Genomic DNA, 11,666 nt, shown 5'->3' on the forward strand with positions numbered 1-11,666 from the left:
AAATCCGGCACAGGATCACCGGGATTTACATGTTAATTTAATCAGTTAGCTCGCATATGCTCAATATAAGAACTCTAATCCGATTTGAGAAATAACTGGTATAAAAGCTGATGCAAAGGATTAAAGAGGAATTATGGCGATCTATTACTATGATTATCCATCACGTCTAAAAAGCCGCTAAATAATATCCGGCAGCTTTTTAGACATGATGGCAGAAATTGTTTTTAATATTTCAATTGACCGACTTTGAGACTGTCCGACAAACTGAGGCTCAATCCACTAACGATGGCGTTCTTGTAGGCTGTGGCAACGGTGGCCACATCATCCCCGCCTTCGCCGCAAGGTCCGGATAGTACACAATCGACGATGGAGTCGTACATCCAGATGAAGCCCCCGTTCACAGGGAATTTCCCGCTGGCCCACTCGCTGTATTGTTGCTGAAGGTCGTTCGGGCAGGCGCCATTGGCGTTGTAGATATTAGAGCAGCCGTTGCTGAGGGCGTAGCCGTTGCACTGGGGAGCGCTGCCCCACTGGGGAATGCCACCAAAGAAAACAGCATCACCCGTATTGTACACTTTTCCAGGCCCTAAGTTCAGGGGCTGGTTGCAATAGAAAAAGAACGTTTCCCCGCCTATACAGCTTGCCATGGCATCGTTCGCACTGGCATAATTGCCCTGGCGCAACATGCTGGACCAGTCGCCTCCACCATACATGGCTACACTGGGATATTCTTTCACGCTTTGTCCCGGCTGCTTGGAACTATTTTGCCACCAGGTACCGGGATAAGCCTGATTGGTGGCCAGGCCGGGTATCAGCAACGCACTACTGCCTGCCTCTGCGATCATTTGTCCCCATTGCTGAGGATCGTTATATGCTCCGCCTGAATAACATTGGAGATGCAGGGCGCTGACGAAATCGGCACCGAACTTTTTAATCAGCTGCTTCAGCGTATCATTCCAAACACTGAGCGAACTATATGGACAGAAGGTAACAGAGGAATACCCAATATCGGCCAGCATAGAGGCGAAATCGACCATCACTCCCGATTGCAGGTTATCCTCATTGTCGAAATCAATCGCGTCGATATTACCACCGGCGTTAACCATCGCAGATTTCAGGGCAGCAAAATTAATATACAGCGGGTTGTTGGAGCCTGTGCCGTATTGCTTGATGAGGTTCTCAATGTTAGTAAAATCGCTGGTACCGCCGGCCCCCACAGAGAAAATGACCGAAATGCCGTTCTTATATAGTGTTGCGAGGCGCGAAGGCAGATCCATGGGTTGCGCTTCAGCATACACGCCGTTGGAAACGATCTGCGTGTTGTTCATGACGAGATCGCCGAAGGCATTCACATGCAAAGACCAAAGGATGACTGCGGGATATTTCGCTGCCAGGAGATTGTTGACGGCCACGGATTCTCCGAAGCAGAATGCGCCGCTTACATAAATTCTTGGTTGTGGATTCATAAAAGTGGTTTTTTAGTTGAGGAAAAGATTTTGTTTACTGCCGGCCTGGAACTGTAACACTATCGACTGATTACTATAATTGTTGTTGCTTTGCTGGTTGAAGTAAGGTGGGTATGGGGCTTACAATAGCTAAAAACATGGAACAATAAACTAATTCATCTGGTTATCATAATTTGTTTATCAGTAACAACGCGGCTGTCTTTTTTGTTCGGACCCTTTGTATCATCTGATTAACAGCAGAGGATGCCGCCAGTATTTTTGTGGTAAATAGATGTGATATTGCTTCGTTATTAATGTATCTTGTCTTAACCTGGCCGGCCTTATCCATAAATGCGGCTGGATTATATTTGTCGCGGGATTTATGCCTGGTATCATACCCGCAGAACAACGGCGCTACCGGTTATCATATTTTATCCGGAAGTCTCCCGGATCCCAAAACAAAAAATACCAGTAAATTTGTAACCCGGACTGATGCTGTCGTATAGATTTTAGTTATCAAAATATAGAGCTAATTGATTTTGATTATATCTACAATGCCTTAATTTTATGAACCAGCACATAATATCAGGTACAAACATGTGTTCAATCCATACCCTCTAAATTTTATAAAAATGGAAAAAGAATTAAACGACATCAGTAAATGCCCATTTCATAATGGCAGTATGAAGCACAATGTTGGTGGTGGTGGCACCAGGAACCACGAATGGTGGCCCAACCAGTTAAAGTTAAGTATCCTGCGTCAGCACTCGTCCTTATCAAACCCGATGGGGGAAGATGCCAACTATGCCGAAGCTTTTAAAAGCCTCGACCTGGAAGCAGTGAAAAAAGACCTTCACGCGCTCATGACTGACTCGCAGGACTGGTGGCCGGCAGACTTCGGGCATTATGGCCCCTTGTTCATCCGCATGGCATGGCATAGTGCAGGTACCTATCGTGTGACTGATGGCCGTGGTGGAGCCGGTGCAGGACAACAACGTTTTGCTCCGCTTAATAGTTGGCCCGATAACGTGAGCCTTGATAAAGCCCGCAGACTGCTTTGGCCTATCAAACAAAAATATGGCAGCAAAATTTCATGGGCAGATTTGATGATCCTTACCGGTAATGTGGCGCTGGAGTCCATGGGTTTTAAAACATTTGGTTTTGCCGGTGGACGTGAAGATGTATGGGAACCTGATGAAGCGGTGTACTGGGGTTCCGAAACTACCTGGCTCGGTGGCGATCTGCGTTATGCGCATGGTTCCCCTGGCGTAGAGAAGAGCCATAGTGTACTGGTGACAGATGAGAAGGCGGACGGTGATATCCACTCCCGCAACCTGGAAAAACCGCTTGCTGCCGTGCAGATGGGACTGATCTATGTGAATCCTGAAGGTCCTGATGGTAATCCGGACCCTATTGCTGCCGCTAAAGACATCCGTGATACTTTCAGCCGCATGGCAATGAACGATGAAGAAACGGTTGCCCTGATAGCAGGTGGTCACAGCTTTGGGAAAACCCATGGTGCTGCTCCTGCTACCCATGTAGGCAAAGAGCCGGAAGCGGCTGACATGGAAATGCAGGGCCTGGGCTGGAGCAATAGTTATGGTTCCGGTAAAGGTGCAGATACAATTACAAGTGGACTTGAAGTAATATGGACAAAAACTCCTACAAAATGGAGCAATAATTTCTTCGAAAACCTGTTTGGTTTCGAATGGCAACTTACTAAAAGTCCGGCCGGTGCGCATCAGTGGGTAGCAAAAAATGCAGAGGGGATTATTCCTGATGCGTATGATAGTACTAAAAAGCATTTACCAACCATGCTGACCACCGATCTTTCTCTAAGGTTTGATCCGGTTTACGAAAAGATATCCAGACGCTTTCTGGAAAATCCCGATGAATTTGCAGATGCTTTCGCCCGGGCATGGTTTAAATTAACGCACAGGGATATGGGACCTCATACACGTTACCTGGGCCCTGATGTGCCAAAGGAAGCACTGCTCTGGCAGGACCCTATTCCTGCGGTTGATCATGTATTGATAGCTGAAAATGATATTGCTGCCCTGAAGGCAAAAGTACTGGAATCCGGATTGAGCATATCTGAACTGGTTTCCACTGCATGGGCTTCCGCTTCCACCTTCCGTGGTTCTGACAAACGCGGTGGTGCTAATGGCGCCCGCATTCGTCTGGCTCCCCAGAAGTACTGGAAGGTCAACAATCCGGCTCAGTTGCAAAAAGTACTGGATACACTGGAAGGCATTCAGAAAACATTTAACGGTGCACAGTCAGACGGTAAAAAAGTTTCGCTGGCAGATTTGATTGTACTGGCAGGCTGTGCAGGTATTGAAAAAGCAGCGAAAGATGCGGGACATGCTATCACGGTTCCTTTTACACCTGGCCGTATGGATGCTTCGCAGGAACAAACCGATGTTGAATCAGCCGGCTATCTGGAGCCCATTGCTGATGGTTTCCGCAACTACCGTAAATTGGGATTTCCTGTATCTACCGAAGAGTTGCTGATAGATAAGGCTCAGTTACTCACCCTTACAGCGCCTGAGTTAACTGTATTATTAGGCGGTATGCGTGTGCTGAACACTAATTTTGATGGTTCTAAACATGGCGTTTTCACACTAAGCCCCGGCCTGCTTACCAACGATTTCTTTGTAAACCTGCTCGACATGCACACTGCATGGAAAGCAGTATCCGCGGACAAAGAATTGTATGAAGGCAGTGACCGTGCTACCGGTAAAATAAAATGGACCGGTACCCGTGCTGATCTTGTGTTTGGCGCTAACTCAGAACTGAGAGCTGTTGCAGAGGTTTATGGAAGCGCAGATGCTAAAGATAAATTTGTGAAGGACTTTGTAGCTGCCTGGAATAAAGTGATGAATCTGGACAGGTTTGATTTAGCCTGATTATAGATTTTAGCGAATAATATAATAGAGAACCTCCGGTAACGGAGGTTTTTTTTATGTAAATGCCTACGCACAAACGCCATTGAGCGATGTACTGCATTATTGACGGGCTGGCTTTGAGCTTTGATGTTAATCAATTTCTACGTTGATCAGTATCATTGCCGGAAGAAAGATTAGGAGATAGCTTTACGATTAAAAAATCCGTATGGAAAAGATCTTTGAGAACAAAGTCGCTATTGTAACCGGCGGGAGTTTTGGTATCGGTCAGGCAACTGCCCTGGCCTTTGCCAGGAGGGGGGCAAAGGTGGTCGTCGCTGACTGGATAGAAGACAATGAACAGGCAACCCTGCGGCAGATCAAAGCTGAGGGAGGGGAGGCGCTGTTTGTGAAATGCGATGTATCCAATGCCGGTGATATAACAGATATGATTGATAAGACATTTTCAGCTTATGGCAGGTTGGATTTTGCCTTCAATAATGCAGGCATTGAAGGGGTGTCGGCCCTTACGCATGAATGTACTCAGGACAACTGGGAGAGGACACTTGCTATTAACCTTACGGGTATCTGGTTGTGTATGAAACATGAGCTGCCTCATATGCTGAAACAGGGGAAAGGAGTTATTGTCAATTGCGCATCCATAGCCGGGCTGATCGGCTTTCCGGGGCTCCCTGCATATGTTGCCAGCAAGCATGCAGTGGTGGGTCTTACCAAGACGGCAGCATTGGAAAATGCGAAGTTGGGAGTACGTATCAATGCAGTATGTCCGGGTGTGATAAGGACATCTATGGTGGATAGGATCACCGGAAAGGATAAGGTAGCGGAACAACAATTTATCAGTATGGAACCGGTAGGCAGGATGGGTGAACCAGCGGAAGTGGCTGAAGCAGTGGTTTGGTTATGTTCAGATGCTGCATCTTTTGTTACCGGACACGCTATGCCGGTGGATGGGGGATGGACTGCTTCCTGAAAAGTTGCTGTCTTATTTGACTATAGCTGATTTTCCCCCGGTTAAAAGATGCTAACCGGGTGAAAAAGTGTGCTGTTTTAAATCACAGATACCATTGATCAAGGTTATTGTTTTATGCCTGTCAATAATCGTCCTTTATATTGGTTTAGTAAATTCCCCGTTCTACCAAATAACATCAGATTATGAAAAAAGTACTGGTACCTACCGACTTTTCCTCATGCGCCAGCAACGCACTGAACTTTGCTGTTCAATCGGCTAAACTCTTTCCGATGGAAATTTGCATCATTCATATTTTTGAAGAGTCGGACGACTTGTATCCGTTGCGAAAAGCAGAGTTGGAACATCAACTGGATCTGCTGAAGCTGAGCATATCAGAGGCAGAAGGTGTTACCGTAAAAACAAAAGCGATCCGCGGTCTGGTTAACGACGTTATTATCAGCGAAGCGTTAGCAGAAAAGGTTGATATGATCATCATGGGTACTTTTGGCGCCGGTGGTGTAATGGAAAAGTTATGGGGTAGCAGGACCGCTATTACAATTAAGCACAGTCCACTGCCGGTACTCCTCATTCCTTACGACTATGAATGGACGAAGCCGGAAAAGATGCTGCTGGCCACCAGCAATTTTGAAGAGGAGCCGGCATTGCTGGACTTCGTATTCGGGCTGGCCGGATCATATAAGGCAAAGATAGAGTTGGCAGTATTTACAGATGAGGACTTTGATGATAATATTACCGTCTTCGTAAAGACGACCCATATTACACATTATGAACAAAGATTAAAAGAACGGTACCCTGATGCGGTAATAGAAGCGATGCAGGTGAGTGGAAAAGACTTTCCCGAAGCCATGCAGCAGCACCTGCGGGATAAAAATATCGACATGCTGGTAATGATGACATACCAGAAAAACTTTGTAGAGAGAATATTTCACCCCAGTATGACCAGAAAAATGAGTTACATAACCTCTGTACCTTTACTGGCAATACCTGCCAGAGGTATAGCTGTTTGATAAGATAAACAATGTCCACGGTTATAACCGTGGACATTGTTTATTACATACCTGTTAAAGGCAATCAATCGTTAAGTGGCAACCAGGACAGGTGGTTTGGTCCAGGGATGTAAGACAAATAGCGCCTTTCTGTTTTGTTTGACGGAGATTGGCAATTTTGATCTTCACAAGCTGGAGTTTTTTGGGAATTGTGTTCTTTTTCATGGTGGTAACGTTTAATGAATAGTCCTCTCCTGTCTTTAGCCTGGAGGCAATGCCATGGAGTGGTTGTTCAGCATATAAGTCGAAGTGCTAATAATATTTATTACAGGTGATGTACAAGGAGATAGCAAATAGGCTTGGGCCTTCATGGGTTAAGCATTTGGGGGGTTAAGTAGAAATTGGTAGTTATTACTAATTTAGTAAAATTTTTTCAATGCTGAAAGTTTTATTGTCACTGTTCGATGGTGAATCCATTTATTGCTGAAATAGCTATATAGGTAGTAACTTTGCATCAATTGCGAACAAAATATGCTTGATCTCATTATAGAATCCCGGCAGGCGGTAATAGCCCCGGGTTTTTCCGTAAAACGTATCCTTCCGTTCCGGTTAAAGAGAATGATAGGCCCTTTCATCTTTATGGACCATGGTGGTCCCATTAGCGTACCCGCAACGACCAACTTAGATGTGTTACCGCACCCTCATATTGGTTTGTCAACGGTAAGTTATCTGCTTGAGGGGAATGTAACGCATAGAGACAGTCTTGGCGTGGAGCAACTGATAAAGCCCGGGGAGGTGAACTGGATGACTGCCGGGAAAGGGATAGCCCATAGCGAACGTTTTGAGGACCCGGCAATACTGGCCGGCGGTGGGCTCGAAATGATCCAAACCTGGGTAGCACTTCCCGAAAAGGACGAAGAAGCAGACCCTTCATTTAAAAACTATACGGCGGAAGAATTACCGGTTTTTACCGACAAGGGGGTATGGATGCGTTTAATAGCTGGTGATGCTTACGGGTTAACAAGTCATGTTAAGACAAGTTCACCCTTGTTTTACCTGCATGTTGTACTCAATGAGGGCGCCCGGTTCGGTCTTCCAATGGAACATAGCGAAAGAGGTGTGTACATCGTTAAGGGCAGTGTTGAAGTGAACGGTGTTACCTATACGGAAGGCAGGCTGTTGGTATTTACTAAAGGTGTAGATCCCCTGATCATTGCAAAGGAAAATGCCACGTTAATGATGCTGGGAGGCGAACACCTGGGAGACCGGTATATCTGGTGGAACTTTGTGTCCAGCCGGAAAGAAAGGATTGAGCAGGCCAAGGAAGATTGGAAACAGGGCCGTATTCTTTTACCTCCTGCAGATAATAAAGAATTTATTCCGCTGCCTGAAGACAATTCCAGGCCTGCCGGCGGACCTCCTCCCGGAGCCCTTTCCTGATAAACTGTAATTAGTATATCAGAGGGCCTTATAGTCTTCTCTCACGGGACTGAATATGTCGAATATCTTACAATCCGTCAAGGCAACGCCTCCATGTTCTGCCATTGACGGAATGACGGCTACCATGCCTTTGGTATACACCCTTGTTTCTCCGGCTATCGTTAATTCAAACTCACCGTCCTCCACCTGGGTTACCTGTTCATGAATATGCTTATGAAGCGGAAGTACGGCCCCTTTGTCAACATCCCAATAACTCAGGGTCATGCTGTCGGTATGCACAAACCTTGCCTGGAAACCCGGGAGAATCTCTTTACGATCAATATTATTTAACTGAAACACGTTGGACATTTAGCTGCATTTTGTACAGGTGAAATTAAAAAAAATAAACCGGGTTATTGTGTCGTTGAGTAACTTATATGAATAAGGTAACCCTATCATGCATGCAACCTTTTTATATTTAAGTAGTCTTTCTGACAGGAATATTAATTTGCCCCCTGACTTATTAAACCGATAAATGAATATGTTACAACTACCAGTTAAAACGGCTTGCATTTTCATCGTAGGTGTCCTGTGTTGTCTGCAATTATCAGCCCATAATGGCAAAGTCGCTTATGCTTACCCGCTCGGGAAAATCAATGTAGACGGTGATTTATCCGATTGGCCTCCGACAGCAGTGAAATATTTAATCAAGACAAATATATCAGATACAAAACCTGGTGATGACGCTGACTTTAGCGGCTTTTTTCAACTGGGCTACCGGATGGAAAACCATTCATTGTATATTGCCTTTACAATAACGGATAATGATTTCGTAGAAGATACCACTAAAAATGTACGCTGGAACACGCAGGATGGGTTGCAGCTCAGCATTGATGCAAGACATCTGCCATCCGGTTCAGGCGTTGCGTCTTTTATGTACAGCAAAAAGCTACGTAACATTGATAAAGCTCTTTACGACTCCTTCGCTAAAAATGCCTCCTGGGATATGATGGAGGTCGCCTTTGCCAGAAAGGGCAATAAACGTTACTATGAGTGGCGTATCAGCCTGGGCGATCAGTTGACCGTGGATAAGTCTATTGGCTTCGACTTCCTGGTTTTTGACAAGGATGCAGATGACAGTTTCTCTTATATGGGTTGGGGTAAGGGAGAGGCTAAATACAGGAACCCGAAAAGTCTGGGAGATATTGTCCCTTTAGCCGCTAATGAAAAACCGGCAACTGTTGCTGGTAACATTAGCTGGGATAAACCAATGAAGATGCCATTACCCGGTGAAGTTTATCTCCATTCGGTTCAAAATCCGAAATTATGGGTGGCAACCGATCTGGATAGTTCCGGCAATTATTCCACGGAGGTCCCGGCCGGCAAATATGAACTCCTGCTGCCGTATACTTATGTTCAAAATGGAAAGAATGTGTATGCGATTGAGCAGAAAAAACCAACAGTGGTTTTCGCAAAGGCAGGACAAAAGAACAACGCGCCCGGGATGATCATTTCAGGTTCTCCTGCACCTGATCTGATTCCTGAGAAAGGGACCCTTCACCAGTTTGGACCGGAAAGTGCCGGCAAGGTTGATCATTTCATAGAAACATACCAGAAGTACTACCAAATTCCTGGTGTTTCACTGGCATTAATAAAGGATGACAGTTTGGTGTATTACAAAACGTATGGTGTCCGAAACACATTCACTGGTGAGAAAGTTGACGAAAATACCCTTTTTGAAGCAGCTTCAGTTACAAAGCCGGTGTTCGCATTTGCGGTTCAAAGGCTGGCAGAGCGTGGAATAATTGACCTTGACAAGCCATTGTATCTCTATCTTCCTTATCCGGATATCGAATACGATGAACGATATAAACTGATGACGGCAAGACATGTGTTGACGCATCGTACCGGCTTTCCTAATTGGCGATGGATGAATAAAGATGGAAAATTGAATCTTATGTTTACGCCGGGAACGGACTATAGTTATTCCGGTGAAGGCTTCGAGTACCTGAAAATGGTTGTCGAAAAAATTACCGGCAAGAAAGTGGAGCAGGTTTTACAGGAAGAAGTGTTGCATCCAATTGGACTTTATCATACTTTTTTTTCCAGGAACGACTCTTTAAAGCTCATGGCTGCTAATGGTCACTATGATATGCTGCCCACATACGACGAATTACCTGAATCTCCAGGCATGGCATACTCTATGTATACAGAGGCCCGCATATTCACTAAATTCATGCTTTATCTGCTTGAACAAAAAGGATTGAATGCACAAACCTACCAGGCTATGTTCGAAAAACACTCCGATTTTCACTACAAGCCTGAAGATAAAAAGCCCAGATATCCTGCTTATATGGGTGAGAGCCTTGAAATAAGGGAAACACCCTTTGGCAAGTCTTTTGGTCATGGTGGGAATAACGGTGATTTTAAGTGTCGCTTTGAAGTATACCAGGACCTGAAAATGGGCTATGTGATTTTTACGAACTCCAATACATCAGATGCATTAATAGATGCGCTTCGCGATTTTCTGGTAGAGGGAAAGGAGAATGTAAATTATCCCGGTAACTAAAGAATGTCTTATACAGTATAAAAGAACGGGTATTATTTTTCCGAAATTTTCCGACGGTGATTTTGGCCCCATTTGATCATTTCATCAACCAGGGGCTTTAGGCTTTTACAGTAAGGAGACACTGTGTATTCCACTGTTTTTGAGAGCGCATCATAGACCGTCCTTATCACCAGTTTGTTTTGCTCCAGATCTTTTAGCTCTTTCGACAATACACGGGTGCTAATGGGCAGTACGCTGCGATGGATGTCCCGGAAGCGATAGCAACCCTGGTTAATCGCGATCAATATCGGCAATTTCCATTTACCGCTGATGACAAACAGCGTATCCTGAACGTATTTTATTTTCTGGTCTATAGTCAGTTCTTTATCCTTCATATTGGTATCCTATAGGTTACTGATATCAAATGTATATCAATTAACGAATAACTTTGTAGAAAATTGGATGACACATGAACGATAAAATTGTATTGATTACAGGAGCTACAGGCGGAATTGGCAAGGCAGCGGCCATTGCATTGGCGAAACAAGGTTTTACAGTGGTGATACATGGACGCAATCTGCAAAAAACAGAGCAGGTTTGTGAAGAAATAAGAACTGCAACTGGTAATGACAAAATAGACTTGATTGTGGCCAATCTTTTTTCATTAAAAGACGTGCGGAACATGGCCAATAGCTTTAAGCAAAAGTATAAACGCCTGGATGTTCTTGTTAACAACGCCGGAGGAATTATGGGAAAAGACAGGGAAACAACGATAGATGGAGTTGAAAAGACAATGGCAGTAAATCTATTGGCACCCTTTCTTTTGACAGCGCTATTGTTGGACATATTGAAGAACAGCAATGATGGCCGCATCATCAATGTTTCATCCAATTCGCACAAGTTGAATGCAAAACCGGACTTTGACGATTTATCATTGGAAAAAGGATATAACCCATTAAGGGCTTATGGAAATGCCAAATTGTTTTTGATATGGATTACCCAACACCTCAGCCAAACATTCAATCAGCAAGGAATCAAAAACATAACTGCAAATGCCCTTCATCCCGGAGCAGTGGCGACAAACTTTGGTGTTGAAAGTAATCTTGGCGCTGTGCTCAATTTTATTGCAAAACTGGCAAGGCCATTATTCAAAACGCCGGAGCAAGGCGCAGACACAATCGTTTATTTAGCCACATCAGGCGAAGTAAAGCATAGCAGCGGAAAGTATTTTGTGAACAGAAAGCAGGCAAGCGTAGCAGAGAAGTACTATTCTGAAAAAAATGAAAAAGCAGTGTGGGATTATTGCATGGAAAATACGAAAGCGTTCAAAAGTCCTGTAAATTTAGAACATCCGGGCTCAAAGTAATTTTGGCATAAGTTTCACTTTCTAAG

Annotated in this window: 10 protein-coding genes; 6 read left to right on the forward strand and 4 right to left on the reverse strand. The window is 44.7% G+C overall.

The genetic code is table 11. The annotated features are described in order from the left end of the window. Nucleotides 1-224: 224 nt before the first annotated feature. Nucleotides 225-1,277 carry a hypothetical protein gene (locus tag GO495_RS15450; RefSeq protein ID WP_157300618.1) on the reverse strand — a complete coding sequence of 351 codons (1,053 nt, stop codon included), beginning with the start codon at nt 1,275-1,277 and terminating at the stop codon, nt 225-227. An 800-nt stretch (nt 1,278-2,077) separates the two neighbouring features. On the opposite strand from GO495_RS15450, the gene katG reads away from it, so the two are divergent. The 3 genes from katG to GO495_RS15465 all read left to right on the forward strand — a co-directional run bounded on the left by katG (nt 2,078) and on the right by GO495_RS15465 (nt 6,328). Continuing rightward, nucleotides 2,078-4,354: a catalase/peroxidase HPI gene (katG, locus tag GO495_RS15455; protein ID WP_157300619.1), complete on the forward strand. Its 2,277-nt coding sequence runs from the start codon at nt 2,078-2,080 to the stop codon at nt 4,352-4,354. A 205-nt stretch (nt 4,355-4,559) separates the two neighbouring features. Then, nucleotides 4,560-5,321, forward strand: a complete 762-nt coding sequence (locus GO495_RS15460; protein WP_157300620.1) for an SDR family oxidoreductase — start codon at nt 4,560-4,562, stop codon at nt 5,319-5,321. A 182-nt stretch (nt 5,322-5,503) separates the two neighbouring features. Further along, entirely contained in the window at nt 5,504-6,328 is an 825-nt protein-coding gene (locus GO495_RS15465; protein WP_157300621.1) for a universal stress protein, read from the forward strand. Between the two features lie 54 nt (nt 6,329-6,382). Here the strand turns inward: GO495_RS15465 and GO495_RS15470 are convergent, their stop codons facing one another. Beyond that, nucleotides 6,383-6,532, reverse strand: a complete 150-nt coding sequence (locus tag GO495_RS15470) for a hypothetical protein (RefSeq protein WP_157300622.1) — start codon at nt 6,530-6,532, stop codon at nt 6,383-6,385. 306 nt (nt 6,533-6,838) lie between these two features. Here GO495_RS15470 and GO495_RS15475 point away from each other — a divergent pair, with 306 nt between their 5' ends. Further along, complete coding sequence (locus tag GO495_RS15475; RefSeq protein WP_157300623.1) at nt 6,839-7,747, forward strand: pirin family protein; 909 nt, start codon at nt 6,839-6,841, stop codon at nt 7,745-7,747. Nucleotides 7,748-7,765: 18 nt separating this feature from the next. Here GO495_RS15475 and GO495_RS15480 read toward each other — a convergent pair whose 3' ends face one another. Beyond that, nucleotides 7,766-8,095 carry a cupin domain-containing protein gene (locus GO495_RS15480; RefSeq protein ID WP_157300624.1) on the reverse strand — a complete coding sequence of 110 codons (330 nt, stop codon included), beginning with the start codon at nt 8,093-8,095 and terminating at the stop codon, nt 7,766-7,768. A 172-nt stretch (nt 8,096-8,267) separates the two neighbouring features. On the opposite strand from GO495_RS15480, the gene GO495_RS15485 reads away from it, so the two are divergent. Beyond that, the gene (locus tag GO495_RS15485) at nt 8,268-10,295 is read left to right on the forward strand and encodes a serine hydrolase (protein ID WP_157300625.1); all 2,028 of its coding nucleotides are present in this window, start codon (nt 8,268-8,270) and stop codon (nt 10,293-10,295) included. 32 nt (nt 10,296-10,327) lie between these two features. On the opposite strand, the gene GO495_RS15490 is transcribed toward GO495_RS15485, so the two are convergent. Beyond that, complete coding sequence (locus tag GO495_RS15490) at nt 10,328-10,669, reverse strand: winged helix-turn-helix transcriptional regulator (protein WP_157300626.1); 342 nt, start codon at nt 10,667-10,669, stop codon at nt 10,328-10,330. A gap of 74 nt (nt 10,670-10,743) precedes the next feature. On the opposite strand from GO495_RS15490, the gene GO495_RS15495 reads away from it, so the two are divergent. Next, the gene (locus GO495_RS15495) at nt 10,744-11,640 is read left to right on the forward strand and encodes an SDR family NAD(P)-dependent oxidoreductase (protein ID WP_157300627.1); all 897 of its coding nucleotides are present in this window, start codon (nt 10,744-10,746) and stop codon (nt 11,638-11,640) included. Nucleotides 11,641-11,666: the final 26 nt, after the last annotated feature.

Source organism: Chitinophaga oryziterrae, assembly GCF_009758125.1.
Classification (GTDB): domain Bacteria; phylum Bacteroidota; class Bacteroidia; order Chitinophagales; family Chitinophagaceae; genus Chitinophaga; species Chitinophaga oryziterrae.

Excerpts from the sequence above, each read along its gene's own strand:
- katG (WP_157300619.1), top strand. The coding sequence starts at position 2,078 with ATGGAAAAAGAATTAAACGACATCAGTAAATGCCCATTTCATAATGGC.
- GO495_RS15490 (WP_157300626.1), bottom strand. The coding sequence starts at position 10,669 with ATGAAGGATAAAGAACTGACTATAGACCAGAAAATAAAATACGTTCAG.
- GO495_RS15480 (WP_157300624.1), bottom strand. The coding sequence starts at position 8,095 with ATGTCCAACGTGTTTCAGTTAAATAATATTGATCGTAAAGAGATTCTC.
- GO495_RS15475 (WP_157300623.1), top strand. The coding sequence starts at position 6,839 with ATGCTTGATCTCATTATAGAATCCCGGCAGGCGGTAATAGCCCCGGGT.
- GO495_RS15450 (WP_157300618.1), bottom strand. The coding sequence starts at position 1,277 with ATGGATCTGCCTTCGCGCCTCGCAACACTATATAAGAACGGCATTTCG.
- GO495_RS15495 (WP_157300627.1), top strand. The coding sequence starts at position 10,744 with ATGAACGATAAAATTGTATTGATTACAGGAGCTACAGGCGGAATTGGC.
- GO495_RS15485 (WP_157300625.1), top strand. The coding sequence starts at position 8,268 with ATGTTACAACTACCAGTTAAAACGGCTTGCATTTTCATCGTAGGTGTC.
- GO495_RS15460 (WP_157300620.1), top strand. The coding sequence starts at position 4,560 with ATGGAAAAGATCTTTGAGAACAAAGTCGCTATTGTAACCGGCGGGAGT.
- GO495_RS15465 (WP_157300621.1), top strand. The coding sequence starts at position 5,504 with ATGAAAAAAGTACTGGTACCTACCGACTTTTCCTCATGCGCCAGCAAC.
- GO495_RS15470 (WP_157300622.1), bottom strand. The coding sequence starts at position 6,532 with ATGAAAAAGAACACAATTCCCAAAAAACTCCAGCTTGTGAAGATCAAA.